The 26,683-nt window shown below is 62.3% G+C and carries 21 protein-coding genes; 13 read left to right on the top strand and 8 right to left on the bottom strand.

Annotated features, from left to right (window positions below; translation table 11 throughout):
- Positions 1-83 precede the first annotated feature (83 nt).
- The 4 genes from mtnA to ACLIKD_RS03025 all read left to right on the top strand — a co-directional run bounded on the left by mtnA (position 84) and on the right by ACLIKD_RS03025 (position 5,655).
- Positions 84-1,172, top strand: coding sequence for an S-methyl-5-thioribose-1-phosphate isomerase (mtnA, locus tag ACLIKD_RS03040; RefSeq protein WP_428827125.1), 1,089 nt, complete (start codon positions 84-86; stop codon positions 1,170-1,172).
- Positions 1,165-1,794: a class II aldolase/adducin family protein gene (locus ACLIKD_RS03035; RefSeq protein ID WP_428827124.1), complete on the top strand. Its 630-nt coding sequence runs from the start codon at positions 1,165-1,167 to the stop codon at positions 1,792-1,794. The genes mtnA and ACLIKD_RS03035 overlap by 8 nt, the downstream gene beginning before the upstream one ends.
- On the top strand, positions 1,791-2,750 hold the full coding sequence (dmeF, locus tag ACLIKD_RS03030) for a CDF family Co(II)/Ni(II) efflux transporter DmeF (RefSeq protein ID WP_428827123.1): 960 nt from the start codon (positions 1,791-1,793) through the stop codon (positions 2,748-2,750). Before ACLIKD_RS03035 ends, dmeF begins: the two co-directional genes overlap by 4 nt.
- 61 nt (positions 2,751-2,811) lie before the next feature.
- The gene (locus ACLIKD_RS03025; RefSeq protein ID WP_428827122.1) at positions 2,812-5,655 is read left to right on the top strand and encodes a PAS domain S-box protein; all 2,844 of its coding nucleotides are present in this window, start codon (positions 2,812-2,814) and stop codon (positions 5,653-5,655) included.
- 4 nt (positions 5,656-5,659) lie between these two features.
- Here ACLIKD_RS03025 and ACLIKD_RS03020 read toward each other — a convergent pair whose 3' ends face one another.
- The 8 genes from ACLIKD_RS03020 to ACLIKD_RS02985 form a co-directional block, all read right to left on the bottom strand.
- The gene (locus ACLIKD_RS03020; RefSeq protein ID WP_428827121.1) at positions 5,660-6,397 is read right to left on the bottom strand and encodes a flagellar brake protein; all 738 of its coding nucleotides are present in this window, start codon (positions 6,395-6,397) and stop codon (positions 5,660-5,662) included.
- On the bottom strand, positions 6,394-7,248 hold the full coding sequence (locus ACLIKD_RS03015; protein ID WP_428827120.1) for an NAD(P)-dependent oxidoreductase: 855 nt from the start codon (positions 7,246-7,248) through the stop codon (positions 6,394-6,396). The genes ACLIKD_RS03020 and ACLIKD_RS03015 overlap by 4 nt, the downstream gene beginning before the upstream one ends.
- Positions 7,245-8,111, bottom strand: a complete 867-nt coding sequence (locus tag ACLIKD_RS03010) for an NAD(P)-dependent oxidoreductase (RefSeq protein ID WP_428827119.1) — start codon at positions 8,109-8,111, stop codon at positions 7,245-7,247. Before ACLIKD_RS03010 ends, ACLIKD_RS03015 begins: the two co-directional genes overlap by 4 nt.
- 54 nt (positions 8,112-8,165) lie before the next feature.
- The gene (locus tag ACLIKD_RS03005; RefSeq protein WP_428827118.1) at positions 8,166-10,115 is read right to left on the bottom strand and encodes a putative bifunctional diguanylate cyclase/phosphodiesterase; all 1,950 of its coding nucleotides are present in this window, start codon (positions 10,113-10,115) and stop codon (positions 8,166-8,168) included.
- Between the two features lie 162 nt (positions 10,116-10,277).
- The gene (locus tag ACLIKD_RS03000; RefSeq protein WP_428827117.1) at positions 10,278-10,505 is read right to left on the bottom strand and encodes a YgaP family membrane protein; all 228 of its coding nucleotides are present in this window, start codon (positions 10,503-10,505) and stop codon (positions 10,278-10,280) included.
- Positions 10,502-13,684 carry an efflux RND transporter permease subunit gene (locus ACLIKD_RS02995; RefSeq protein ID WP_428827116.1) on the bottom strand — a complete coding sequence of 1,061 codons (3,183 nt, stop codon included), beginning with the start codon at positions 13,682-13,684 and terminating at the stop codon, positions 10,502-10,504. The genes ACLIKD_RS03000 and ACLIKD_RS02995 overlap by 4 nt, the downstream gene beginning before the upstream one ends.
- A 5-nt stretch (positions 13,685-13,689) precedes the next feature.
- Positions 13,690-14,964, bottom strand: coding sequence for an NAD(P)/FAD-dependent oxidoreductase (locus ACLIKD_RS02990; protein ID WP_428827115.1), 1,275 nt, complete (start codon positions 14,962-14,964; stop codon positions 13,690-13,692).
- 57 nt (positions 14,965-15,021) lie between these two features.
- Positions 15,022-16,017, bottom strand: a complete 996-nt coding sequence (locus ACLIKD_RS02985) for an efflux RND transporter periplasmic adaptor subunit (protein WP_428827114.1) — start codon at positions 16,015-16,017, stop codon at positions 15,022-15,024.
- A gap of 366 nt (positions 16,018-16,383) precedes the next feature.
- Between ACLIKD_RS02985 and kdpF the strand changes: the two genes are divergently transcribed.
- The 9 genes from kdpF to kdpE all read left to right on the top strand — a co-directional run bounded on the left by kdpF (position 16,384) and on the right by kdpE (position 26,490).
- Positions 16,384-16,476 carry a K(+)-transporting ATPase subunit F gene (gene kdpF, locus ACLIKD_RS02980; RefSeq protein ID WP_226418809.1) on the top strand — a complete coding sequence of 31 codons (93 nt, stop codon included), beginning with the start codon at positions 16,384-16,386 and terminating at the stop codon, positions 16,474-16,476.
- Positions 16,473-18,251 carry a potassium-transporting ATPase subunit KdpA gene (gene kdpA / locus ACLIKD_RS02975; protein WP_428827113.1) on the top strand — a complete coding sequence of 593 codons (1,779 nt, stop codon included), beginning with the start codon at positions 16,473-16,475 and terminating at the stop codon, positions 18,249-18,251. Before kdpF ends, kdpA begins: the two co-directional genes overlap by 4 nt.
- An 18-nt stretch (positions 18,252-18,269) precedes the next feature.
- Positions 18,270-20,348: a potassium-transporting ATPase subunit KdpB gene (gene kdpB / locus ACLIKD_RS02970; RefSeq protein ID WP_428827112.1), complete on the top strand. Its 2,079-nt coding sequence runs from the start codon at positions 18,270-18,272 to the stop codon at positions 20,346-20,348.
- Positions 20,349-20,359: 11 nt separating this feature from the next.
- Positions 20,360-20,932, top strand: a complete 573-nt coding sequence (kdpC, locus tag ACLIKD_RS02965; protein WP_428827111.1) for a potassium-transporting ATPase subunit KdpC — start codon at positions 20,360-20,362, stop codon at positions 20,930-20,932.
- An 18-nt stretch (positions 20,933-20,950) separates the two neighbouring features.
- Positions 20,951-21,769, top strand: a complete 819-nt coding sequence (locus tag ACLIKD_RS02960) for a TorF family putative porin (protein WP_428827110.1) — start codon at positions 20,951-20,953, stop codon at positions 21,767-21,769.
- A gap of 74 nt (positions 21,770-21,843) precedes the next feature.
- Entirely contained in the window at positions 21,844-22,299 is a 456-nt protein-coding gene (locus ACLIKD_RS02955) for a PTS sugar transporter subunit IIA (protein WP_428828374.1), read from the top strand.
- Between the two features lie 207 nt (positions 22,300-22,506).
- Entirely contained in the window at positions 22,507-22,806 is a 300-nt protein-coding gene (locus tag ACLIKD_RS02950; protein ID WP_428827109.1) for a hypothetical protein, read from the top strand.
- A 282-nt stretch (positions 22,807-23,088) separates the two neighbouring features.
- Complete coding sequence (gene kdpD, locus ACLIKD_RS02945) at positions 23,089-25,797, top strand: two-component system sensor histidine kinase KdpD (protein ID WP_428827108.1); 2,709 nt, start codon at positions 23,089-23,091, stop codon at positions 25,795-25,797.
- Positions 25,798-26,490 (top strand): two-component system response regulator KdpE, encoded by a 693-nt coding sequence (kdpE, locus tag ACLIKD_RS02940; protein WP_428827107.1) that lies wholly within the window; start codon positions 25,798-25,800, stop codon positions 26,488-26,490.
- The last annotated feature ends 193 nt before the right edge of the window (positions 26,491-26,683 follow it).

Genomic DNA, 26,683 nt, shown 5'->3' with positions numbered 1-26,683 from the left:
CCCGAAAACCTTCAACCCAGGCATCGCCCACCGGCCAGCACCGCTCCTGGCAGCGAGCCGCGAACATTTCCCCCGGTTAACTCATGAACATCGACGGCATTCCGACCCGCACCCTGCGCGCCCATCCCGAACGAGGCGCCATCGACATCATCGACCAGACCCGGCTGCCGCACGCCCTGCACTGGCTGCGCGTCGCCACGCTGGCCGAGGCGGCGCACGCCATCCGCGCCATGCAGGTGCGCGGCGCCCCGCTGATCGGCGCCACGGCGGCCTACGGTCTGGCCATCGGACTGGGCGAAAGGGCCGACGACGCCGGGCTGCAAGAGGCTTTCGACACACTGTGGGCGACCCGGCCGACGGCGGTCAACCTGCACTGGGCGCTGGCCCGCATGCACGGCCTGCTCGCCCCGCTGGCGCCGGCCGAACGCTGCGCCGCCGCCTGGCGGGAAGCGGCGGCGATCGCCGAGGAAGACGTTGCACAGAACCTGGCCATCGGCCAGCACGGCCTCGGCCTGCTTCGCCAGATTGCCCGGCGGCAGAGCAGCGCACTGAACATCATGACGCACTGCAACGCCGGCTGGCTGGCCACCGTCGACTGGGGGACCGCGCTGTCCCCGGTCTATGTCGCCCACGACGCCGGGCTGCCGGTGCATGTCTGGGTGTCGGAAACCCGGCCGCGCAACCAGGGGCTGCTGACCGCCTGGGAGCTGGCCCAGCACGGCGTACCGCACACCGTCATCGCCGACAACGCGGCCGGGCTGCTGCTGCGCCAGGGCCGGATCGATGCGGTGATCGTCGGCGCCGACCGCATCGCCGCCAACGGCGACGTCGCCAACAAGGTCGGCACCTACCTGAAAGCCCTGGCCTGCGCCGACAACGACGTTCCCTTCTACGTCGCCGCGCCGCGCTCGACGCTCGACTTCGACCTGCCGGAAGGCCGGCACATCAAGATCGAGGAACGCGATGGCGACGAATTCCGCCTGTTGCACGGGCTCGACGCGCGCGGCGTGCCCTCGGCCCTGCACCAGCTGCCGGCCGGCGAAGCAGTCGCCAACCCGGCTTTCGACGTGACGCCGGCCCGCCTGGTCACCGCCATCATCACCGAGCGCGGCGTCTGTCCGGCCAGCCGCGACGGCCTGCTTGGGCTCTACCCGGAAGAAAACCATGGCTGACCGGCGCGCCGAACTGATCGCCACCGCCCAGGCCATGCAGCCGGCCGGCCTCAATCGCGGCACGGCCGGCAACGTCAGCGTGCGCCATGAGCAAGGCTTTTACATCACCCCGACCGGCATGCCCTATGCCGCGCTTGAAGCCGACGACATCCCGCTGATGGCGCTCGATGGCAGCCATCAGGGCCGGCGCAAGCCGTCCTCGGAATGGCGCTTCCATCGCGACCTCTATGCCGGCCGGCTGGAAATCGGCGCCGTGCTGCACGCCCATTCGCCGTTCGCCGTCAGTCTGGCCTGCCTGCGCTACGACATTCCGCCCTTTCATTACATGATTGCCCGCTTTGGCGGCGACAGCATCCGCTGTGCCGACTACGCGATTTTCGGCTCGGCCGAGCTCTCCGCCGCCGCGCTAGCCGCCATGCGCGACCGCCGCGGCTGCCTGCTGGCCAATCACGGCCTGCTCGTCGCCGGCCGCGATCTGGCCGAGGCCCTGGCCCTCGCCGTCGAACTGGAAGAACTCTGCGAGCAATACTGGCGCGCCTGCCAGCTCGGCCAGCCGGTGCTGCTCTCGGCCAACGAGATGGCGGCCGTTCTGGAAAAATTCGCCGGCTACGGACAACAATGAACGCCAAGCACCACGACCTCTCGCGCTGGATCCACCCGCACCAGTTCTCGACCGGCAACCCGGCGGCCGAACGCGGCACCCGGCTGGTGCTGTGGATCACCCTGGCGACGATGCTGATCGAGATCGTCGCCGGCCTGACCTTCAACTCGATGGCGCTGCTCGCCGACGGCTGGCACATGAGTTCGCACGCACTGGCCATCGGCCTGTCAGCTTTTGCCTATGCCGCCGCCCGCCGCTATGCCAGCGACCCGAGCTTTGCTTTCGGCACCTGGAAGATCGAAGTACTGGCCGGTTACACCAGCGCCATTTTCCTGCTCGGCGTCGCCGGCATGATGATCTTCGGCTCGCTGGAACGGCTGTGGGCTCCGCAACCGATTCATTTCCCGGAAGCCATCACCGTCGCCGTGCTCGGCCTCGTGGTCAATCTCGTCTGCGCCCTGATCCTCGGGCAAGCCCACACGCATGGCGGGCATCAGCACGGACATGGCGACGATCACGCTCACCACCATCACGACGACCTCAACCTGAAGTCGGCCTACATCCACGTCATCACCGATGCCGCCACCTCGCTGCTCGCCATCGCCGCCCTGGCCGGCGGCTGGCTCTATGGCTGGAATTGGCTCGATCCGGCGAGCGGCCTGGTCGGCGCCGTGCTGGTCGGACTGTGGGCGAGGAACCTGCTCAGGCAAAGCGGCCGGGTGCTGCTCGACCGCGAAATGGATCATCCGGTGGTCGCCGAAATCCGTGAGGTGATCGAACAGCTGCCGGCGGCCGGCGATACCCGCCTGACCGACCTGCACGTCTGGCGCGTCGGCACCGGCGCCTATGCCTGCGCCCTCAGCCTGCTGACCCATGACGGCCTGCTGACCGCGCAGCAAATTCGCGAGGCCCTCGCCGTGCACGAGGAAATCGTCCATCTGACCATCGAAATCCACCGCTGCGATGAATGCGCCTGAGCGCCTGAGGCCGATGGAAACCAAGGCCCCTCTGGGCGGATCGCGCTAGACTCGACAGCCCATGAAAGCCCCATCGACGCGTCCCCAGATTTTCCTGCTGCTGGCCCTCTGCCTCGCCGCGATCTGGATTTCGACGGCGGCCGAACTGAGCCGCAGCAAAAATAGCGTACTGCGCGAAGCGGAATCGTCGCTGCTCCTCCAGTCGCAGGCCTTTGCCGAACACAGCCAGTCGACCATCAAGCGCCTCGACGAATTGCTGCTCGACCTGCGCGACTCCTGGCACGGCGACGCCGCCGCCTTTGCCGAACTGGTCAGGCGCCGGCAGGGCATCCTCGCGGATATCGCCATCCAGATCGGCATCATCGGCCCCGATGGCATGCTGATCTTCTCCAATCTTCAGCCGATAACCACGCCAATCGACCTGACGCAGCGCGAACATTTCCGCGTCCATCGCCTGGCCGGCGAGCGCGACCGCCTGTTCATCAGCCAGCCCTTGCTCGGCAAGGTCTCGGGCAAATGGTCGATCCAGTTCACCCGGCCGATCCTGCGTCAGGGAAAGTTCGCCGGGGTCATCGTCGTCTCGGCCAGCCCGGAAGTGTTTTCCGGCTTTCGCGGCTATCTCGAACTCAGCCCGGAAGGGATCGCCACGGTTGCCCGCGACGGGGTGATCCTGGCCCGCCTGCCGGATGGCGAGCCGTACTACGGCAAAACGCTGACCGGGGCGGCCTTTGACCGCCCGGACGCCGAGGGCGCCGGGGCCTTCGTCAAGCGCGCCCAGACCGATGGCGTCGAGCGCCTTTACGGCTACTACAAGCTGCCGGAATACCGGATGATTTTCATGCTCGGCGAAAAGCTCGAGACACTGTTCCTGCCGCATGTCGCCCACCGTAATCAAGTGCTGATCACGGCCTCGGCCGTCAGCCTGATGGTGCTGCTGCTCATCGGCCTGGTCTTGCGCTCGCTGCAGGCCCGGGACACGGCCACAGAAGCCTTGTGGGCGAGCGAGGAACGTTACCGCCAGTTCTTCCAGGTCAATACCGCGATCAAGCTGGTGATCGACCCGCAAAGCGGCCTGATCACCGATGCCAACCAGGCCGCCTTCGACTTCTACGGCTACCCGCGCGACACCCTGCTCGGCATGCCCTTCGCGCGGATCAACGGCCGCTCGGCGGAAGCCTTGGGGCTGGCAGCGGAGAGCGTCGGCAGCGAGCATCGCCGCTACGACAACTCGCGTCACCATCTGGCCTCCGGCGAAATTCGCGATGTCGAGGTGTATTCCGGCCCGGGCGAAATTGACGGTCGGCCGATGCTGTATTCGATCATTCACGACATCACCGAACGCAAGCGACTGGAGGCGGAAAGTCGTCTGCTCAGCGCCGCCGTCACGCAAAGCAATGCGGCCATCATGATGACCGATGCGGCCGGCAATATTTCCTTCGTCAACGAGGCCTTCGAACGGACGACCGGTTATCGCCGGGCCGAGGTGATCGGCCTGACGCCCCGTCTGCTGCAGTCGGGAATGACGCCGCTGGCGGTTTACCAGGAACTCTGGCAAACCATCATTTCAGGCAAAACCTGGCGCGGCGAGATCTACAACCGCAAGAAGAACGGCGAGCTCTACTGGGAAATGACCACCATTTCGCCGGTCGCCGATGCAACCGGAACGATCACCCACTTCATCGCGGTCAAGGAAGACATCGGCTTGCGCAAGCAGCACGAAAGCGAACTGCTGACCGCCAAACAGGCCGCCGAAGCGGCCAATCTGGCGAAGAGCCAGTTCCTCGCCACGATGTCGCACGAGATCCGCACGCCGCTCAACGGCATTCTCGGGATGGCCCAGATTCTGCTGATGCCGGGCCTGGAGCACGAAGAGAAACAGGAAGCGGCACGAACCATTCTCAATTCCGGGCAGACGCTGCTGACCTTGCTCAATGACATTCTCGACCTCTCGAAGATCGAAGCCGGCAAGCTGGAACTGGCCCGCAAGGCCTTTGTGCCGACCCGGCTGATCGGCGATACGGCAACCCTTTTCCAGGAAAGCGCGAGAACCCGTGGCCTCACCCTGGAAACCAGCTGGCCGGGCAACCCCGATCAGCGCTACTGGGGCGATCCGATCCGCATCCGCCAGATGCTCTCGAATCTGGTCAGCAACGCCATCAAATTTACCGAAAAGGGCTTCCTGCGCATTGAAGGCGAGGAAAGAACCGACCCCGACGGACAGGTCGTTCTGGTGTTCACGGTGATCGACTCGGGCATCGGCATCGGCCCCGAGCAGCAGGCAAATCTCTTCCAGCCCTTCTCCCAGGTCGACAGTTCGAACACCCGCAAATTTTCCGGCACCGGCCTCGGGCTTTCGATCGTCCGGCGGATCGCCGAACAGATGGGCGGCGAAACCGGTGTCGCCAGCGAAATCGGCCGCGGCTCACGTTTCTGGTTTGCGATTCCGGCCGAGCGGGTCGCCGAAAATGAGGACAGCCGCCAGAGCGAACGCCAACCGGCCAGCCTCCAGCTCGGCGAAATGGCGCCGAAATCGGCACTGATCGTCGAAGACAACGGGATCAACCGCCTGGTCATCCAATCCATCCTGAACAAGAACGGCATTGCCACCGTCTGCGTCGAGGATGGGGAACAGGCCGTGCGCGCCATTACCGGCGACGGCCTGACCCCGGATATCGTCCTGATGGACTGCCAGATGCCGGTCATGGACGGCTTTGCGGCGACGCGCCAGATTCGTCAGTGGGAACAGGCGAACAACCGCCCGCCCCTCTACATCATCGCCCTCAGCGCCGCCACCTACGAAGAAGATCGCCAGCGCTGCAGCGCCGCCGGGATGGACGATTTCGTCGCCAAACCGATCGACGTCAAGGCCTTGCTGGCGACGCTCGGCAGACTCGCCCGACGCTAGCCCATCAACTGCGTTCGCGCCGTTCGCGTTCGAGTTTGTCGATGTAGCGCTGGATGCGATTCTCGGCGGCCGGCGGCAGGTCGTTGAAGCGCAGGCCGACATGCCACTGCTGGCCGCCGGAACGGCTTTTGCGCTCGCTCAGGTTGCAGATCGTGGCGCTGCAAAACAGCTCCTGCGTTTCTTCCGGCAGGGCAAAATGGCAATTTGGCAGAACCATGCCGATCGTCAGATCCTCCGGCAACTCGCTGGCCGAAAGGCCGATGCCGGTCACCGAAATGTCGTGGGTCGGCAGGTTGAGCAATTTGCCGTCGGGCAACCGGCCGAAAAATTGCAGCGGCCGGGTAAGCGGCGTCTGGGCGCGAAACGATTCGCGGCGCTGCAGCCGGACGAGGAATTTCGGCAACGGGGCGGCAAAAGCCTTGGCCCGCTCATGGACGACCTCGACTGCGGCGCCGGTCGAGAACTGGACATGGATGCCACCGGGCCGGCCGATAAAGACATTGTCCTTGCTCTGCAGCAGGCGCCGATTGGTTTCCGGGCTGCCGCTGCAATCGAAAATCAGCTGGCCCTTTTCCGGCAGCACGGCAAGCAGCTTGGTCGGGAAAAAATCCCCCTCCAGTTGCACCGTGAAGGAATCGCCATCGCGAACGAAACCGGCCAGCATGAAGGCCACCGGCCGGGCACCGGTAACATGGTAGCGCTCCTCGATTTCCGCTTCGGATAACAGGGCGATCTGAGTCATCGGGTTTCCAGTACACGTAACAGTGAAGCCGTATCGTCGCGGCCCCAGTCTTGCGCCATCAGCGCATTCAATTGTTGGCCGACGGCCGCGGTCAACGGCATGGCCACCCCGCTGGCGCGGGCCGCTTCGAGCACCAGGCCAAAATCCTTGTGATGCAGTCGCGCTTCGACCCCGGCCGAGAAATCGCGGCGGACCATGCGTTCGCCCATCACCTCGAGCACCCGCGAAGCCGCCGAGCCGCCGGCCAGGGCCTGCTTCACCTTGGCGCAGTCGACGCCGGAGGTGGCCGCCAGACGCATGGCCTCGGCCACCGCTTCGATGGCAGCGACCATGATCATCTGGTTGCAGGCCTTGGCGACCTGGCCGGCCCCGTTCGGACCGACATGGACGATGCGCTGGCCCAGGCATTCGAGCAGCGGCCGGACCTTTTCCAGCACGCCGGCATCGCCGCCGACCATGATCGCCAGCGTCGCGTCGATGGCGCCCTGGGCGCCGCCGGAAACCGGGGCGTCGAGCACGGCGATGCCCTTGGCCGCGAGTTGGGCGGCGATCTGCCGGGCGGTATCGGGCGCAATGGTCGAGCAATCGATCAGTACCGATCCCGGCGCCATGCCCTCGCTCAGGCCGTCGGCGCCGAGCGCGAGAGCGGCGACATCGGCGCTTGAGGTGACCATCGTGAACACTACCGCGCAGCGCCGCCCGAGTTCCGCCGGCGTCGCGCAGCTGATCGCCGGCAAGCCGTCGGCCGCAGCCGGGCGACGGGACCAGACCAACAGTTCATGCCCGGCCCGCTGCAGATGCAGCGCCATCGGGCGCCCCATCACGCCGAGTCCGATGAAACCGATCTTCATGCCTGGCCTGAGAGCTTTTCCAGCAATTTGAGCACGGCGATCGAATCCTCTTCGCCCAACCCGGAACCGACCATGGCATTGAACATCTGGGCCGTCGCGGCCGAACCCGGCAGACAGAGGCCGAGTTCGTGCGCCGTCTGCATGACGATGTTCAGATCCTTCTCGTGCATCCAGCTCTTGAAACCCGGCTTGAAATTGCGGTCGAGCATGCGCTGGCCATGGTTTTCGAGAATCTTTGAAGAGGCGAAGCCGCCGAGCAGCGCTTCGCGCACCTTGCTGCAATCGACGCCATTCTTGGCGGCAAAGGCGTAAGCCTCGGCGACCGCCAGCACGCCCATGCCGGTGACGATCTGGTTGGCCGCCTTGGTCACCTGCCCGGCGCCGCTGGCCCCGACATGGACGATATTCTTGCCCAGGCATTCGAAGGCCGGCAAGGCCCTGGCAAAAGCGGCAGACGAACCGCCGGCCATGATCGACAGGGTGCCGGCAATGGCCCCGACTTCGCCGCCGGAAACCGGAGCGTCGAGAAAATCGACCCCGGCAGCGGCCAGTTCCTCACCGATCCGCCGAGCGGCGGCCGGTGCGATGGTACTCATGTCGACGGCGACCAGCCCCGCTTCGGCACCGCCGGCAACACCGCGCATCACCTCGGCGACATCCGGCGCGTCGGCCACCATGGAAATCACCAGTTCCTGGCCGCGGGCGGCATCGGCCGGACCGGTCGCGGCTTTCGCCCCGGCGTCGAGCAGCGGCTGCATCGATTCGGGGCGACGCGCCCAGACGGTCACCGTGTGGCCGCCCTTGAGGAGATTGAGCGCCATCGGGCGCCCCATGATGCCGAGGCCGAGAAATCCGATTTTCATACTGAACTCCGAGTCGGGGATGGCCGGATTTTAGCAGGCCACCCGGCCGAAGAATCAGGCGGCGCCTCGGGCAAGCCGGATAATTTCGCTGACGGCGGCGACTTCTTCAGCGACCACCGGCCGGAAGAAGTGGAAACCCTGGACGCGCTGGCAATCGAGGGCCCGCAAAAAATCGGCCTGCGCCGAATTCTCGACGCCCTCGGCCACCAGATGCAGGCCCAGCGAGCGACCGAGCGAAATGATCGAGGACACCAGCGAGGCGGCGTCGGTATCCAACTCGACATCGGCAACGAAGGCGCGGTCGATCTTCAGGCGATCGATCGGAAACCGCCGCAGGTAGGCGAGCGACGAATAGCCGGTACCGAAATCGTCGATCGCCAGCTTGACGCCCATCCGCTTCAATTCGGCCAGCGTCTTGATCGACGAGTCGGCGCTGTGCATCACCGTGCTCTCGGTGATTTCCAGCTCCAGCCGTTCGGGCGGCAAGCCGGTTTCGAGGAGGATGGCATGGACCGACTGGGCGAACTCCGGTTGCCGGAACTGCAGGGCCGAGATATTGACGGCAATTTCGCCGATATCGACGCCGGCGTCGATCCAGGCCTTCGCCTGGCGGCAGGCGGTGAGCAGGACCCAATGGCCGAGCGGCAGGATCAGGCCGCATTCCTCGGCGACCGGAATGAATTCGCCCGGCCCGACCATGCCGCGCAGCGGGTGCTGCCAGCGGACGAGCGCTTCGACGCCGACGATGTTGCCGCTCGGCAGATCGATCTGCGGCTGGTAGTGCAGCAACAACTGATTCTGGGCCAGCGCATCCCACAATTCGGTTTCCAGATGCAGGCGCTTGTTGGCTGCCGCATTCATCGGTTCGGCAAAGAACTGGTAATTGTTGCGGCCATTCGACTTGGCGTAGTACATCGCCGTATCGGCATTGCGGATCAGCGTCTCGGCCGTCTCGCCATCGATCGGGTAGAGACTGATGCCGATCGACGGGCTGGTATGCAACAGGTGATCATTGACTTGGCAGGGTTCGGTAAACGCCCGCTCGATCTGGTGTACCAGCTCGACGACGGTTTCGGCCTGATTCGCTTCTTCGAGGACCACGACGAATTCATCGCCGCCCAGGCGGAACAGCCGGCTCCCGACCTCGAGAATGGCCTGCAGCCGGCGGGCAATTTCGCCGAGCAACAGGTCGCCGGCGTGATGGCCGAGCGAATCGTTCACCGTCTTGAAATGATCGAGATCGATGATGATCACCGCCACCCGGCTGGCACTGCGGGCCGCCGCGCCCAGCACGTCGGCGAGATGGATATCGAGGGCCAGGCGGTTGGGCAGGCTGGTCAACGGATCGTGGTGCGCCAGATAGTCGATGCGCGCCTCTTGTGCCTTGTGCGCACTGATATCGGAGAAGACCGCGACGTAATGCGAAACGCGCTGCTGGCGCCCCTCGCGAACCGCCCGGATACGCATCTGCTTGGGGTAGATCTGGCCGTCCTTGCGGCGATCCCAGGTCTCGCCTTCCCACTGGCCGGTCTCGGCGACCCGCGCCCAGATCGCCTGGTAGAACTCCGGACCATGCCGGTCGGAACTCAGCATCAATGGCGTCCGGCCGATCACCTCGGCGGCCGGGTAGCCGGTAATTTGCTCGAAGGCCGGACTGACGGTGAGGATGCGCTGCGCCAGATCGGTGACCATCATCGCCTCCGAGGTATGGTCGATGATCATCCGCTGCAAGTGAAGCTGCTCATGCATCTGGCGCAGTATGCGGAAAACGAAGCGGCCGCCGAACACGGCGAGAACGGAAAGCACGAAGCCGGCGACCAGCAGCGGCAACATTTTTGCGGCGACGTCGCCGTCCGCCTCACTGCCCGGCAGGCTGGCCGTTGCGCCGCTCGGTCGCAAATGAAGGGCCCATAGATCAAGGCCGATCAATAGCCAGACGAGGGAAATTGCGGCCAACATTACCAGGACGATTGTGTTGCCGCACAGGGCCGGGCGTTGCTTCAAGATTAACTACCAAAACCATGGACGGGGAAGCAGTGTAACCGACAGCCCGCATTGTTTCAGCGACTAATTTCGGCCCCAAAAAATATAAACCAAATGCATATATTACAAGTGCTTACGGCACCTTTTTAAGGTCTGATATTAGTGCTGATTCTGATAATTCTGCTAACCGCAGCAACTGCCGCCGCTGCCCTTTTTGACGCCCAGTTTGGCCAGCAATTTTTCCGGCGGACAGAAGCCGGTGAAGCCACTTTGCAACAAGTTGAAACCGACGAAGGCGGTAAAGGCGAGGAACCACTTGCTGACGAAAATCGGGCTGCCGTCGAACCCGAGGGCCAGCGAGAGCAGGATGAAAAAACCCGCCATGATGCGGATGATGCGTTCAGAGGTCATGCTTGATGCTCCTTGCGAAAGGCTGAGAAATAAAGAACCGGAATCACCACCAGCGTGAGCAGCGTGGAGACCAGGATGCCGAAAATCAGGCTGAGGGCCAGGCCGTTAAAGATCGGATCATCGAGAATGAACAGCGCGCCGAGCATCGCGGCCAGCGCGGTCAGCGCGATCGGCTTGGCACGGACGGCGGCCGACTGGACGACCGCTTCGGCGAACGGCATGCCGGCGGCGACCTGCAGCTTGATGAAATCGACCAGCAGGATTGAATTGCGAACGATGATGCCGGCCAGCGCGATCATGCCGATCATCGAGGTCGCGGTGAATTGCGAGCCGAACAGCGCATGACCCGGCATGACGCCGATGATGGTCAGCGGAATCGGCGCCATGATGATCAGCGGCACCAGATAGCTGCCAAAGTGGGCGACGACCAGCAGATAGATCAGGATCAGGCCGACGCCATAGGCCAGGCCCATGTCGCGGAAGGTCTCGTAGGTCACCTTCCATTCGCCGTCCCACTTGACGCTGTAGCCGGCATAGGGATCGCTCGGCTGGCGGATGAACCATTCGCCCAGCGTGCCGCCTTCCTTGAGATTCATGCCGTTGATCTGGGAGCGGATGTCGAACATGCCGTAGAGCGGCGAATCGAGCTTGCCGCCCATATCGCCGACGACGTACACCACCGGCAGCAGGTCCTTGTGGTAGATGGCTTTCTCGCGTGCCGCATCGCGCACTTCGACGACTTCCGAAATCGGCACCAGCTGGCCGCTCTGCGCCCGGACGCGGAGTTTGAGCAGGGCATCGAGAGTCGACTGCTGCTCGGCCGGCAAGGTGACGCGCACCGGAATCTCGAACTTGCTGTCGGCGTTGTGGGCCGGCGTCACGTCGAGGCCGGCCAGGCCGGTGCTGACCACCTCGATGATGTCGCTCTGCGCCACGCCGAGCAGCGCCGCCTTGCTTTGCAGCACATGCAGCACGGCCTTGCGCGCATCGGCCTCGATGTAGTCATCGACGGCAACGATGTCCGGGGTCTTTTCGAAGACGGCGCGTACCTGCTTGCCGACGCTCATCTGGCCCTTGTAATCCGGGCCGTAGATTTCGGCCAGGATCGGCGACATCACCGGCGGCCCGGGCGGCACTTCGACGACCTTGGCGACGCCGCCGTTCTGCTTGCCGATGGCTTCGATGCGCTGGCGCACCGAGACGGCGATCTCGTGGCTCTGCCGCGAGCGGTGATGCTTGTCGGCCAGATTGACCTGGATATCGCCCTTTTCCGGCACGGCGCGCAGGTAGTACTGACGGACCAGGCCGTTGAAATTGATCGGGCTGGCGGTGCCGGCGTAGGCCTGGTAATTGGTCACGTCGTTTTCCTTGGCCAGCTCGCTGCCGATTTCATGCAACACCCGCGCCGTTTCCTCGAGCGGCGTGCCGACCGGCATGTCGAGGATGACCTGGAATTCGCTCTTGTTGTCGAACGGCAGCATTTTCAGCACGACGAGCTGGAAGTAGGCGAGCGATACCGAACCGAGAATCAGCAACCCAATGGCGATACCGAGCTTGAGGCGCATCGCGGCCCCCTTGAGCGGATCGAGGAAGGGCGTCAGCAGCTTGCGGAAAGTCGAATCCAGCTGGCTGTCGAGTTTCGAGACCGGCGGGACATGGCCATCGGCGTGCGACTTCATCAGCTTGCCAGCCAGCCAGGGCGTGACGACGAAAGCGACGGCCAGCGAAATGGCCATGCCCATCGACGAGTTGATCGGAATCGGGCTCATGTACGGGCCCATCAGGCCGGTCACGAAAGCCATCGGTAACAGCGCGGCGATCACCGTCAGCGTCGCCAGGATGGTCGGCCCGCCGACTTCATCGACGGCCGGCGGGATGATTTCCAGCAATTTCCTTTCCGGATACAGCCCCTGCCAGCGGTGGATGTTCTCGACCACGACAATCGCGTCATCGACCAGGATGCCGATCGAGAAAATCAGCGCGAACAACGACACGCGGTTCAGCGTGAAGCCCCAGGCCCAGGAGGCGAACAGCGTCGCCGCCAGGGTCAGCGTCACGGCGACGCCGACGATCAGCGCTTCGCGCTTGCCGAGGGCGAAGAAGACCAGCAGCACGACGAAGGCGGTGGCAAAGACCAGTTTGCCGATCAGCTTTTGCGCCTTGTCGGTCGCCGTTTCGCCGTAGTTGCGCGTCACCGTGACCTCGACCCCTTCCGGAATCACCGCGTTTTTCAGGCTCGCGATGCGCTCGGTCGCCGCCGTCGCGACATCGGCCGCATTGACGCCGGGCTGCTTCGAAATCTGCATCGTCACTGCCGGGAATTCGCCGTCCTTGCTGCCGAACCAGGCATAGGCCTTGGGCTGATCCGGGCCGTCCTCGACCTTGGCGACGTCACTCATGAATACCGGCTTGCCGTCGCGCACCGCGATCACCAGCTGTTTTACATCGGCCGCCGATTCGAGATAGGTGCCGGTCTGGACCAGGATTTCGCGGTTGCCGGCGGTCAGGCTGCCGGACGACTGCAAGGCGTTCGACATTTTCAGGGCGCCGGAGATGTCCTGCGGCGTGACGCCGTAAGCGGTCATCCGGTCGGCATCCATCAAGACGCGAATGGCGTGGTCCGGGCCGCCGATGGTGGACACGTCGCGGGTCCCCTTGATCCGCTTCAGTTCGATTTCGACGGCGCGCGCCACCTGTTGCAGGTCGAAGGCCGAATGGGCCGGATCCTTGCTCCAGAAAGTCAGGCCGACAATCGGCACATCGTCGATGCCGCGCGGCTTGATCACCGGCTCCAGCACGCCCAGATTGGGCGGTAGCCAGTCGCGGTGCGAATGCACGGTGTCGTACAGGCGGACGACGGCGTCGTTGTATTTGACGCCGACGTCGAACTGCACGGTGATTACCGCCATGCCGGGCCGGGCCATGGAATAGACATGCTCGACGCCATGCATCCGCGACAGCACCTGCTCGGCCGGCCGGGCGACGAGATTCTCGACGTCCTTGGCCGAGGCGCCCGGGAAGACGACCATGACATCGGCCATCGTCACATCGATCTGCGGTTCCTCCTCGCGCGGCGTAACCAGCGTGGCGAACAGGCCGAGCAGGAAGGCGACCAACGCCAGCAACGGCGTCATGCGCGAATCCTGGAAGGCGGCGGCGATGCGTCCCGAGATACCCATAAAAGCTATTTTCCTTTCAGTTTCATGATACCCATGGCATCAAGAATGAATTTTTCGTAGAAGGTTTCGCTGCTGCCCTTCTTGATCTTGTGCATGAAGTATTTCTCGAAACCGATCTTGGCGACATGCACCCACTTGCCTTCGCCGAACCAGTTGACGTTGCGCGGCGGAATCTGCGGCAGGGCGACGAAAGCCGCGCCGCCATCGCCGAAATCGGCGAGGCAGATGGCGTTCCAGGTGGCCTTCTCGGTCGGCTCCCGACCGTCGAGCGCCGCCCGGACATTCTTCGAGGTGGCCGTGACCATCGATTCGATCATGTAGCCGGTCTTCGGCGTACCGGTCGGCACCGGCGTCACTTCGACCGGCGGAATGGCGACGCAGACGCCGATGGCGTACACATTCGGATATTTCGGATTGCGCTGGTACTGGTCGATCAGCACGAAGCCGCGCGGATTGGTCAGGCCCTCGATGCCGAAAACCGCATCGATCCCCTTGAAGGCCGGCAGCAGCATCGAATACTTGAAGGGCAGCACGTGCTCCTTCTTCGGCTTGCCCTCGTCGTCGTGCTCGGTGACGAACATCTGGCCGGCTTCGACCTTGCTCACCTTGGCATTGCAGATGGCCCTGATGTGCTTGCTGCGGAACATCGATTCCATCAAGCCCTTGGAATCGCCGACCCCGCCCAGGCCGAGATGGCCGATATAGGGTTCGGCGGTGACGAAAGTCATCGGCACCTGGTCGCGGATCTTGCGACGCCGCAGGTCGGTTTCCATGATCATCGTGAATTCGTAGGCCGGCCCGAAGCAGGAGGCGCCCTGCACGGCGCCGGCAACGATCGGCCCGGGATCGGCGACGAAATCCTGCCAGCTCTTTTCGGCCGTCACCGCGTGATCGACGTGACAGATCGACTGGGTGTGGCCTTGCGGGCCGAAACCCTCGATTTCGTCGAAAGCCAGCTTCGGGCCGGTCGACAGGATCAGAAAATCGTAGTCCAGGAAACGGCCGTCATCGAGTTCGAGTTGGTTGCGCTCGGGATGCAGGCGCTTGACCCCGACCGGGATGAAGTCGATATTGCGCTTTTCCAGCACCGGCCCGACCTCGACCTCGATGTCCTCGCGCTTGCGCCAGTCCACCGCCACCCAGGGATTGGACGGCACGAAATGGAATTTCGGATTGTTCGATACGACGGTGATGCGGTCGCCCGGACGGGCGTCGGCGCGCATTTCGAACGCCATGGTCATGCCGCCCAGACCACTCCCTACAATGATGATGTGTGCCATGGATGTCTCGCTCCTCGACCGTGGTGAAAGGCAATGCGGCTTTTTGACAGCGACCGCTTATTTGCCGGAATTCTGTTTCAGGGCGATGCCGGCCTTCACCGGGTCGGTCACCACCTTGTCGCCGGCCACTAGACCGGCCAGTACTTCGATCTCGCCCGACCCGACCAGATCGCCGAGGCGCAGCTGGCGCAGGCTCAGGCGACCATCGGGCAGTTGCACATAGACGGCGGCCACCTCGCCCCGGCGCAATACGGCGACCGCCGGGACAGTCAGCTTTTCGGCCTGACCGATAACGAAATGGACGCGCGCGAACATGCCCGGCGTCGCTTCCGGCAATGGCGGCAGCGCGACGCGGACCTGCGAGACATGGGTCGTCGCATCGGCGGTCGGCAGCAGATTGACGCCGGTGGCGTCGACCCACTTGCCGAGTTCGGGGAACTCGACGCGTGCCGTCCTGACGTTGCGCATCTCCTTCAGCCGGTACTGCGGCACGCTGGCCGTAACCCGCAAGCTGCCCGGTTCGTAGATGGTGAACAAGGGCTTGCCCGGCGTCGCCATGTCGCCCTGCTCGGCGTGGCGCCGGGCGACGATGCCGTTGATCGGCGAGACGATGCTGGCATGGCTCTGGCTGGCCCCGGCCGCGGCACGATTGGCGGCGGCGGCATCGAAATCGGCACGGGCCTTGTCCAGTGCGGCCGAACTCATGAATTTCTGGGCGACGAGACTTTTCGTCCGCTCGTAACTGACCTTGGCATTGGCGTACTGCGCCTGCGCAGCGCGGGCCATCTCCTCGGCCTCGCGGGCGTCGATGCGCATCAGCAGTTCGCCTTTCCTGACAACCTGCCCGGCATCGGCCTTCACTTCGAGCACGCGCCCCGCCACCTGAGCGCCGACCGTCGTCTGCTGCACGGCCTCGACCAGCGACTCGGCAGGAAAGCTCAGATCGACCAGATGCCGTTTCACCTGCACGACCGGCAAACCCTCGGCCGAGATTGCCGGGGTCGCTGCCACGAAAAGGCCAAGAATCAGGCTGCGAAAGAAGTATTTATTCATGTATATAAGAATACGCTAATTTATATAGCCAGCGCAAGAAGACTCCCCAGCGCAGCGTCGCTCCCTACCCTCACGCCATCTCGATTCCAGAAGGCATCGGGACCACCATCCTGCCTGACGCCCCCCCTCATTTCCAGACCACGAGCCATCTTTACTCGCGCAAATACGGTCAGTTCATCTTTACCTTATTTTTATACCCCGGCCCCCAATTTCTTGAGAATTTTGATAGTGCTTTTCATACGATGAGCATGTCGCAATACTTATTTGGGGTGTGTTTATGGATCTCGTCTATCTTGCCGGTATCGGGCTGTTCTTCGTCCTGATCCTCGGCCTCGCCGCCGGTTGTGCCCGGCTTGGGGGTGCCAAATGACCTGGCTTTTCGTACTCAGCGGCGCGGTCGCCGTCGGTCTGCTGGTCTACCTGATCGCAGCACTTATCAATCCGGAGGATTTCTCATGAGCAACCATGCCTGGATTCTGCTCGGGATTTTTCTCGCCATTCTTCTGGTGACCGTCAAGCCATTAGGCACTTACATCGCCAATGTGATGGAGGGCCGCTTCCGTCTCGCCGGCAAGATCGAGAGCCCGCTCTATCGCCTGTGCGGCATCCGTCAGGACGAGGAAATGGGCTGGCTGAAATACGCCTTTGCCATTCTTTTATTCAATCTTCTCGGCTTCCTCGCGGTTTACGCCCTGCAACGCCTGCAGGCCTACCTGCCCCTCAATCCGCAGGCTTTCTCCAATGTCAGCCCGGATTCGTCATTCAACACGGCAATCAGCTTTGTCGCCAATACCAACTGGCAAGGCTACAGCGGCGAAGCAACGATGAGTTATCTGACCCAGATGCTCGGTCTGGCAGTTCAGAACTTTCTCTCCGCTGCCACCGGCATTGTCGTGGTGATCGCCCTGATTCGCGGCTTTGCACGTCATTCGGCAAAAACCGTCGGCAACGCCTGGGTCGATCTGACCCGTGCCACGCTGCATATCCTGCTGCCGCTTTCTGTCCTTTGTGCGCTAGCCCTGACCAGCCAGGGCGTCATCCAAAATTTCGATGCCTACAAGGACGTGACGACGCTAGAAGTAACCAGCTTTGACAATCCGAAGCTTGACGATGCCGGTCAGCCGCTCAAGGATGACAAAGGCGTTGCCATCACCGAACCGGCCCAGACGCAAACCCAGACCCTGCCGATGGGTCCGGTCGCCTCGCAGGAAGCGATCAAGATGCTGGGGACCAACGGGGGCGGCTTCATGAACGCCAATTCCGCGCATCCTTATGAAAATCCGACGCCGCTGAGCAACTTCATCGAGATGCTGGCCATTTTCCTGATTCCGGCGGCGCTCTGCTTCACCTTCGGGCGCATAGTCGGCGATACGCGCCAGGGCTGGGCCGTGCTCGCGGCGATGACCCTGATGTTCGTCGCGCTGGCCTATGCCGCGATGCATTTCGAACAACAGGCCAATCCGCTGCTCACCCAACTGTCTGTCGATCCAAGCAGTGGCAACATGGAAGGCAAGGAAACCCGCTTCGGCATCGCCGATTCCGGTCTGTTCGCCACCATCACCACGCTTGCCTCCTGTGGCGCAGTGAACGCAATGCATGACTCGTTCACCCCGCTCGGCGGTCTGGTCCCGCTGATCGACATGCAACTCGGCGAAGTGGTCTTCGGCGGAGTCGGCACCGGTCTCTACGGCATGCTGGTCTTTGCCATCCTGGCGGTATTTGTGGCCGGCCTGATGATCGGCCGCACGCCGGAATACCTGGGCAAGAAGATCGAAGCCTTCGAAATGAAAATGGTCTCGATTGCCATCCTGGTCACCCCGCTGCTCGTGCTGGTCGGTACGGCCATCGCCGTGATGGCCGCCGATGGCCGGGCCGGCATCGCCAATCCAGGCGCCCACGGCCTCTCGGAAATCCTTTATGCCTTTACCTCGGCCGCCAACAACAACGGCAGCGCCTTTGCCGGCTTGTCCGCCAATACGCCCTTCTACAACGTGATGCTCGGCATCGCCATGTGGTTCGGTCGCTTTGGGGTGATCGTCCCGGTGCTGGCCATTGCCGGCGCGCTGGCCGCCAAGAAACGCATTGCAGTTGGCGCCGGCACCTTGCCGACCCATGGCCCGCTGTTCGTCACGCTGCTGATCGGCACCGTGCTGCTGGTCGGCCTCCTGAATTACGTCCCGGCGTTGGCTCTCGGCCCCGTCATCGAGCACTTGGTGCTCTGGGCCGCTCACTAAGCGCTTGGGGAGAAAATAATGACACGCAAGACTTTTACCCTGTTCGACCCGGATCTGGCCCTGCCGGCCATCGCCGATGCTTTTCGGAAGCTCAATCCAACGGTGCAGTGGCGCAATCCAGTGATGTTCGTCGTCTACGTCGGCAGCATTTTAACCACCATCATCTGGCTGCAAGCCATTGGCGGCCAAGGCGAGGCGGGCGTCGTGGAAAACCCCGGCTTCATCCTGGCAATCTCGGTCTGGCTGTGGTTTACCGTGCTCTTCGCCAATTTCGCCGAAGCCCTGGCCGAAGGCCGCAGCAAGGCGCAGGCCGCTTCGCTACGTGGCCTTAAAAAAGAGACCTGGGCCAAGAAACTGCTTGAGCCGAAGCACGATGCAAAGTGGGTGATGACCCCGGCAAGTGAGCTGAGGAAGGATCACGTTGTTCTGATCCAGGCTCATGAAACCATCCCTGCTGACGGCGAAGTCATCGAAGGCGTCGCCTCGGTCGACGAATCCGCCATCACCGGGGAATCGGCCCCGGTCATCCGCGAGTCCGGCGGTGACTTCTCGGCCGTGACCGGCGGCACCCGCGTGCTGTCCGACTGGATCGTCGTGCGGGTTACGGTCAATCCCGGTGAAACCTTCGTCGACCGGATGATCGCCATGGTCGAAAACGCCAAGCGCCAGAAGACGCCCAATGAAATCGCCCTGACCATCCTGCTGGTGGCGCTGACCATTGTCTTTCTCGGCGTCACGGTGACCTTGTTGCCTTTCTCGATGTTCAGCGTCGAAGCCGCCGGGGCCGGTACGCCGATCAGCATTACCGTGCTTATCGCGTTGCTCGTCTGCCTGATCCCGACCACCATTGCCGGACTGCTGTCGGCCATCGGCGTGGCCGGCATGAGTCGCATGCTGCAGGCCAATGTCATCGCCACCTCCGGGCGGGCCGTCGAAGCCGCCGGCGACGTCGATGTGCTGCTGATGGACAAGACCGGCACGATCACGCTGGGCAATCGCCAGGCTTCGACCTTCCTGCCGGCCGACGGCGTGACGGAAGCCGAACTGGCCGACGCCGCCCAACTAGCATCGCTCGCCGACGAAACACCCGAAGGGCGCAGCATCGTGGTTCTGGCCAAGCAGCGTTTCCAGTTGCGGGAGCGCGACATCCATGGGCTGGATGCCCACTTCGTGCATTTCTCGGCCACTACCCGGATGAGCGGGGTGGACATGGCTGGACGCGAGATTCGCAAGGGTGCGGCCGAGGCGATCAAGAAACATGTCGAAGCCCTGGGCGGGGTGTTCCCCAAATCGGTTGTCGGCAAGGTGGATGAAGTCGCCCGCCGGGGCAGCACACCGCTCGTCGTCAGCGATGGCACGCGAATCATGGGCGTCATCGAACTCAAAGACATCGTCAAGGGCGGCATCAAGGAGCGGTTCGCCGAACTGCGCCAGATGGGCATCAAGACCATCATGGTGACCGGCGACAACCGGGTGACGGCAGCCGCCATCGCAGCCGAAGCCGGGGTCGATGACTTCCTGCCGGAGGCAACGCCGGAAGCCAAGCTGGCGCTGATTCGCCAGTACCAGGCCGAAGGCCGCCTAGTGGCGATGACCGGTGACGGCACCAATGACGCACCGGCACTGGCCCAGGCCGATGTCGCGGTGGCCATGAACACCGGCACGCAGGCCGCCAAGGAGGCCGGCAACATGGTCGACCTGGATTCGAATCCAACCAAGCTGATCGAGGTCGTCGAAACCGGCAAGCAAATGCTGATGACGCGTGGTTCGCTGACGACCTTTAGTATCGCCAACGACATCGCCAAGTACTTCGCCATCATCCCGGCCGCCTTCGTAACGACTTATCCGCAACTCGCCGCACTCAATGTGATGGGCCTGGCCAGTCCGGCCTCGGCCATCCTGTCGGCGGTGATCTTCAATGCCCTGATCATCGTCTTCCTGATTCCGCTGGCGCTGAAAGGCGTCAAGTACCGGCCGCTCGGCGCCGCCACGCTGCTCCGCCAGAACCTGGCGATCTACGGACTGGGTGGCGTCATCGTTCCTTTTATCGGCATCAAGCTGATCGACATGGCAATTGCCGCCGTCGGCCTGGCCTGAGGAGAAAACTCATGAAAACCCTGTTACGCCCCGCTGTCAGTCTCTTTGTCCTGCTTACCGCCATCACCGGCGTGGTTTACCCGCTGGCCGTCACCGGCCTCGCCAAGGTCGCCTTTCCCGAGGCGGCCGATGGCAGCCTGATCGTCAAGGATGGCAAGGCGGTGGGCTCCAGTCTGATCGGGCAGAACTTCACCGATCCCAAGTACTTCTGGGGTCGCCCCTCGGCTACCGGACCGATGCCGTACAACGCATCGGCTTCCAGCGGCTCCAATCAAGGGCCGCTAAATCCCGCATTGGCCGATGCGGTCAAGGGGCGGATTGAGGCCTTGAAGGCCGCCGATCCGGATAACAAGCTGCCCATTCCGGCCGATCTGGTCAATGCTTCGGCCAGCGGGCTCGACCCGCACATCAGCCCGGCCGCCGCGGCCTATCAGGTGGCTCGTGTCGCTCGCCAACGCCATCTGCGGGCTGCCGATGTCCAGGCTCTCGTCAGCCAACACACGGAAGGCCGCCAATGGGGCGTCTTCGGCGAGCCGCGGGTCAACGTCCTGCAACTCAACATCGCACTTGATTCACTTCGCTAAAAACACGGAGAACTATTTATGAAAAAGAATGCTGCTTCCCTTCTTTCCCTGGTCGCCCTTGCCGTGACCGCCGCTTTTTCGGCTCCGCTGCTGGCCGACGAGGCACCGACCTCCGAGCACACGCTGACCGGCAACCTCGGCCTGTTCAGCAGCTACCGCTTCCGCGGCATCGACCAGACCTTCGGCAAACCGGCCCTGCAAGGCGGCTTTGATTACTCGCATGCCAGCGGGCTCTATGTCGGCAACTGGAATTCCAATGTGTCCTCCGGTGCCGGTTATCCGGAAGGCAATCTGGAAATGGACTTCTACGGCGGCTACAAAGCCAGTTTCGGTGATTTCGGGATCGATGTCGGCGGTCTTTACTACTACTACCCCGGTACGGACTTGACCATCGCCAATAATGGCAAAACCAATACCGGCCGGGTCGACAACACGGAAATTTACCTGGCCGCCTCGTGGAAGCTCCTTTCGCTGAAATACTCCCATGCCATCAGCGACTACTTTGCCATGCCGGACAGCAAGGGCACGGGGTATCTGGATTTATCCACCAATTACGATCTGGGCAATGGCTGGGGCGTGAATGGTCACGTTGGTCGCTTGCATTTCAGGAACGTCAGCAACGGTAGTTATACCGATTGGAAACTGGGTGTTACCAAGGATATTTCGGGCTGGGTGGTCGGCGCCGCCTATGTGGATACCAATGCCAAGGGTGATTGCGGCATTGGCGAATACTATTGTTTTTCCAATTCCCTGAATAACCAGAACAGCCAGAACGGCAGCAAGACCAAGGATGCCGGTCGCGGCATCGCCGTCCTTTCCGTCAGCAAAACCTTCTGATCTGGCCGGGGCTGGATTCAGCCCCTTTTCCAGACACCATGCAAACCTGCATTGAGTGGAGATACCCAGTGAATATGCTCGCCGAGCTACTGTCGACAAAGGACATCATTCTTGACATGGAAACACCCAGTCAAAGCCGGTTGCTTCAGGAAATTGCCCTACATATGGAGCGCATGCATGGCATGCCCGAGGAGTGGGTTTTCCAGAGCCTTTCCCGTCGGGAAAAAATCGGCTCGACGGCCCTTGGCGGCGGAGTCGCGCTTCCCCATGCTCGCGTCAAGGATCTTCATCATATCCAGGTCGCCTACATCCGTCTCAAATCGCCGATTCCCTATGATGCCCCGGACGGCAAACCGGTCGCCGACATCCTGACACTTCTGGTACCGAAGGAAGCGACCGAGGAACATCTCCGAATTCTTTCGGAAGCAACGCAGATATTTTCCAACCCGCAGTTTCGCCAGCGCTTGCACACCTGTTCCGATGCCGAGCAAACGCGACAACTATTCGCTGATTGGCCAGTTCCCGCTTGACCTTCGAACGGCAATCTTTACGTTCTTTTTACAGCCAAACTCCGGAATTTTTCAGAATCTTGAAATCGGCTTGCCTAGTATTGCTGTTACTCCAGACCAGTTAAGGAAAGAAATCATGGATGCCGTCCATTTTCTGTTGGCAATCGCTGCTTTCCTCGTTCCCTTGATGTTGGCCTGGCTGTTTATCAATCGAAAGTGAAGGGCAGAATGAACTCAGACCTATGCATCGGTATCGCCTCAACCCACGACTCGCTTGAAATCGCGGCCCTGGAGCCCGGCAAGATTGCCGTTGTCATGAAATTTCCGGCCACGGGAATCGGCATGGAAGGTATCCGGATCTTTCTGTCTGGCTACGGCAAACCCGTGCGGCTGGCAGTCGCCGGGTTCGCGGCGTTAAGTCTGGCGCTGAGCCTGGGTAGTGCATGCGGCGGAGATACATTCATCGTCTCGTCGGCAACTGCCGATCAGGCGGTAGCCTTGGCGCGTTATGCAGAACATGCGGCATAAGACACCATGGCACTACATACTTGCCCGGTTTGCGGTGGTCGACATGAAGTTCACCCGGTACTTGATCGCTTGGCCTACGGCCGGCAACTGACCTGCTCGCCCCACTGCAAGACGGTATTTCCAGGATTGGTGCGGGCCCGAACGCTCGCTGAAATTGCCCAAAACATGCAGGATCGGGGCCAGCGAAAGACAAGGGGATAAAGCATGCTGATCAATTGCGCCGCCTGCCTCGCCTTATATTTCAATTTCAAGCGCGTCGGCTGGCTTTAGGAAACAAAATCAATGCCAGACCAACGCCCGGACCCCGATCAGTTACTCAGCCGCCTGAATGAAGAGGAGGCCAAGGCCAAGCGCGGCAAACTCAAGATATTTTTCGGCGCCTCGGCCGGTGTCGGCAAGACTTACGCCATGTTGGGCGCCGCCCGGCAACAGCTTCTGGCCGGCGTGGATGTCGTCATCGGCATCGTCGAAACCCACGGCCGGATGGAAACGGAAGTGATGGCCGACGGACTTGAATACCTGCCACTGCGGGATATTCCCTATCGTGACCGCATTCTCAAGGAATTCGATCTGGACGGCGCCTTGCGGCGCAAGCCGGCGCTCATCCTGATGGACGAGCTGGCCCATTCCAATGTTGCCGGCTCGCGCCATGCCAAGCGCTGGCAGGATATCGACGAGTTGCTGGCAGCCGGCATCGATGTCTATTCAACGGTCAATGTCCAGCATCTGGAGAGCCTGAACGACGTGGTCAGTGGCATTACCGGCATCCGGGTCTGGGAGACGGTACCGGACAAGGCATTCGACGCCGCCGATGAGGTCGTGCTGGTAGACCTGCCCCCCGACGAACTCCTGCAACGCCTGCAGGCCGGCAAGGTCTACCTGGCCAATCAAGCGGAGCGGGCGATCCGCAATTTTTTCCGCAAGGGCAATCTGATCGCCCTGCGTGAATTGGCCCTGCGCCGCACGGCAGACCGGGTTGATAGCCAGATGCTGCAGTATCGGCGCGACCAGCTCGTTTCATCGGTCTGGCAAACGCGCGACTCACTGCTCGCCTGCATTGGCACCGGCACCGCGGCCGAGAAAGTAATCCGGACAACAGCCCGAATTGCCAGCCGCCTGGAGGCGCCGTGGCACGCCATCTATATCGAAACCCCTGCCTTGCAGCGCCAGCCTGAGCAAAGCCGCCATCGCATCCTGCGCAACCTCAAACTGGCCGAGGAACTGGGCGCTCAGACGGCAACGCTGTCCGGCGGAGAGGCCGACGGGATGGCGATCAAATATGCGCGCGACCACAATCTGGCAAAAATTGTCGTCGGCCGGAATCATTCGCGTCTCCGGCGCCCCTGGCACCGTTCCTTTGCCGACCGGATCGGGCAACGGGCGCCCGATCTCGACGTACTCCAGGTGGCGCGCTCCACAAACGAGCAAGATTCCGCCACGTCGATTCAGGAGAGTAGCGACGAAAATATCTTCGAGCAGTGGCCGGCCTACGCCAAGGCAGCCTTTGGCTGTGCGCTGGCCGGCCTGGCTGCCGCCTTGCTTTTCCCGATTGTCGAATTACCCAACATCGTCATGGTCTTTCTGCTGGCCGTGGTACTGGTCAGCATGCGCTACGGCCGTGGTCCGGGTGTCCTGGCATCCTTCCTGTCGGTTGCCATTTTTGATTTTGCCTTTGTGCCACCGCGCTTTTCCTTCGCCGTCACCGATGTGCAATACCTGATGACCTTCGGCGTCATGCTCGCGGTTGGACTGATCACCGGCCAACTCACTGCCGGCTCGAAGTACCAGGCGAAAGTGGCGATGCGCCGGGAACAGCGGGTACGTTCCCTCTATGAAATGTCGCGCGACCTTTCGGCAGCGCTGATGCCCGAGCAGATCGCCGAAATCGGCGAACGCTTCATCGTCGCTGAACTGAGCGCCAAAGCTGCGTTCATGCTGACCGACGAGAACGACCAGTTGCAGCCGGCGCTCGCCTCGGCCAATGGTCTTCCTGCCGTCGACATGGGCATTGCCCAGTGGGCTTTCGATCATGCCGAAGCGGCCGGCCAAGGCACGAATACGCTGGCCGCCAGCCCCATCCTGTATTTGCCGTTGAAGGCACCGATGCGCCTGCGTGGCGTGCTGGCGCTTGAAATGCGCAATACCGACCGCTTGTTGATCCAGGAGCAACGGCGCTTGCTTGATACCTTTGCATCGCTGATCGCCATTGCCCTGGAACGCGTCCATTACGTCGAGGTGGCCCAGAATACAACTGTGCAAATGGAATCCGAGCGCCTGCGAAATTCCGTACTGTCGGCCATCTCCCATGATTTGCGAACGCCGATGAGCGTATTGGTCGGCCTGGCCGATTCGATGTTTTTGACCCTGCCGCCCCCGACCGGGCCACAGGCCGAGATTGCCCGCTCCCTGAAGGAAGAAGCGCTGCGGGTCAGTGACCAGGTCAATAACCTGCTTGACATGGCCCGGCTACAGGCCGGCCGGGTCGAGTTGAACCGGCAGTGGCAACCATTGGATGAGGTGGTCGTCAGTGCCCTGAAAACCCTTGAGCGATCCTTCGCCAAATACCAGATCAAGATAGCCCTCGACGAAAGCCTGCCCCTGGTGAATATTGACTCCGTCCTGATGGAGAGAGTCATCTACAATTTGTTGGAAAACACCGTCAAATACACGCCGCCTGGCAGCGAGGTCGAAATCGGAGCCCGTGCCACAGAAAGAAGCATCGATATCTGGGTCGACGATAACGGCCCCGGCTTGCCCGAAGGAAAAGAAGAAATGATCTTCAAGAAATTCGAACGCGGCCAGCCCGAGGGGACCACCCGCGGCGTCGGTCTTGGGCTGGCCATTTGTCGCGCGATCGTCGAAGCACATGGGGGAGAAATACATGCCGAGAATCGTCCACAAGGCGGTGCCCGTTTCGTCTTCTCGCTGCCCAAAGGCACCCCGCCGCAGCTCGACATGGACGATGAACCCGAAGTCCGGGAGGAACACTGAATGTCCGCCACAACACCGACTGTGATCGTCGTCGAAGACGAAGAGAACATACGCCGCTTCATCAAGCTGGCCCTGGAAGCGGAGCACCTGATAGTTCATGAGGCCGACTCGGTGAGCCGTGGCCTGATCGAAGCCGGCACGCGGCAACCCGACCTGGTTGTGCTCGATCTCGGTTTGCCGGATGGCGATGGCATCGACCTGATCCGTGACCTGCGTACCTGGTCGGAAGTACCCATTATCGTTCTCTCGGCCCGCACGGCCGAAACGGAGAAGGTGGCCGCACTCGATGCCGGGGCCGATGATTACCTGACCAAGCCGTTTGGCGCCGCTGAACTGCTGGCCCGCGTCCGTGCAAACCTGCGGCGATCCTCGAAGGCCGGCTCGACTGGCTTGTCGGTATTCGAGTTTGGCACGGTTCGCGTCGACCTCGGCAAACGCATCGTCGAGAAAGACGGGCTCCCGATTCACCTGACGCCGATCGAATTCCGGTTGCTCGCCTATCTGATTGCCAATCCCGACTCGGTGCTGACCCACCGCCAGCTATTGAAGGCGGTCTGGGGCCCCTCTCATGCCGAGGACAGCCACTACGTTCGCGTCTATATGGGGCATCTCAGGAAAAAAATCGAGGGCGATCCGACCCGGCCGAAATACATTCTCACCGAGTCTGGTGTGGGTTACCGCTTCGTTACCTAGCGTGGCGCGGCCCCCGGTTTTGCACTTAAACGGCAGTTGGCGCGAATGATCGTCCGGAGAACGCCCGCGCAATTCCGGGACACAAGGTCGCGCTGAGCACGACTCGCCAGACGAGGCAATCGGCGGCGGCAGCCCATCGGCCGATCCCGGCGGCTGGTTGGCGCTAGAATCGGGCAGGTGCCGCTCAATGAAG

This window comes from Azonexus sp. IMCC34842 (assembly GCF_050368855.1).
GTDB classification, from domain to species: domain Bacteria; phylum Pseudomonadota; class Gammaproteobacteria; order Burkholderiales; family Rhodocyclaceae; genus Azonexus; species Azonexus denitrificans_A.
This window is presented reverse-complemented; position numbering and strand designations above follow the sequence as displayed.

Coding starts and splice junctions, on each gene's coding strand:
- mtnA (WP_428827125.1), top strand. CDS start 84: ATGAACATCGACGGCATTCCGACCCGCACCCTGCGCGCCCATCCCGAA.
- ACLIKD_RS03035 (WP_428827124.1), top strand. CDS start 1,165: ATGGCTGACCGGCGCGCCGAACTGATCGCCACCGCCCAGGCCATGCAG.
- dmeF (WP_428827123.1), top strand. CDS start 1,791: ATGAACGCCAAGCACCACGACCTCTCGCGCTGGATCCACCCGCACCAG.
- ACLIKD_RS03025 (WP_428827122.1), top strand. CDS start 2,812: ATGAAAGCCCCATCGACGCGTCCCCAGATTTTCCTGCTGCTGGCCCTC.
- ACLIKD_RS03020 (WP_428827121.1), bottom strand. CDS start 6,397: ATGACTCAGATCGCCCTGTTATCCGAAGCGGAAATCGAGGAGCGCTAC.
- ACLIKD_RS03015 (WP_428827120.1), bottom strand. CDS start 7,248: ATGAAGATCGGTTTCATCGGACTCGGCGTGATGGGGCGCCCGATGGCG.
- ACLIKD_RS03010 (WP_428827119.1), bottom strand. CDS start 8,111: ATGAAAATCGGATTTCTCGGCCTCGGCATCATGGGGCGCCCGATGGCG.
- ACLIKD_RS03000 (WP_428827117.1), bottom strand. CDS start 10,505: ATGACCTCTGAACGCATCATCCGCATCATGGCGGGTTTTTTCATCCTG.
- ACLIKD_RS02995 (WP_428827116.1), bottom strand. CDS start 13,684: ATGGGTATCTCGGGACGCATCGCCGCCGCCTTCCAGGATTCGCGCATG.
- ACLIKD_RS02990 (WP_428827115.1), bottom strand. CDS start 14,964: ATGGCACACATCATCATTGTAGGGAGTGGTCTGGGCGGCATGACCATG.
- ACLIKD_RS02985 (WP_428827114.1), bottom strand. CDS start 16,017: ATGAATAAATACTTCTTTCGCAGCCTGATTCTTGGCCTTTTCGTGGCA.
- kdpF (WP_226418809.1), top strand. CDS start 16,384: ATGACCTGGCTTTTCGTACTCAGCGGCGCGGTCGCCGTCGGTCTGCTG.
- kdpA (WP_428827113.1), top strand. CDS start 16,473: ATGAGCAACCATGCCTGGATTCTGCTCGGGATTTTTCTCGCCATTCTT.
- kdpB (WP_428827112.1), top strand. CDS start 18,270: ATGACACGCAAGACTTTTACCCTGTTCGACCCGGATCTGGCCCTGCCG.
- kdpC (WP_428827111.1), top strand. CDS start 20,360: ATGAAAACCCTGTTACGCCCCGCTGTCAGTCTCTTTGTCCTGCTTACC.
- ACLIKD_RS02960 (WP_428827110.1), top strand. CDS start 20,951: ATGAAAAAGAATGCTGCTTCCCTTCTTTCCCTGGTCGCCCTTGCCGTG.
- ACLIKD_RS02955 (WP_428828374.1), top strand. CDS start 21,844: ATGCTCGCCGAGCTACTGTCGACAAAGGACATCATTCTTGACATGGAA.
- ACLIKD_RS02950 (WP_428827109.1), top strand. CDS start 22,507: ATGAACTCAGACCTATGCATCGGTATCGCCTCAACCCACGACTCGCTT.
- kdpD (WP_428827108.1), top strand. CDS start 23,089: ATGCCAGACCAACGCCCGGACCCCGATCAGTTACTCAGCCGCCTGAAT.
- kdpE (WP_428827107.1), top strand. CDS start 25,798: ATGTCCGCCACAACACCGACTGTGATCGTCGTCGAAGACGAAGAGAAC.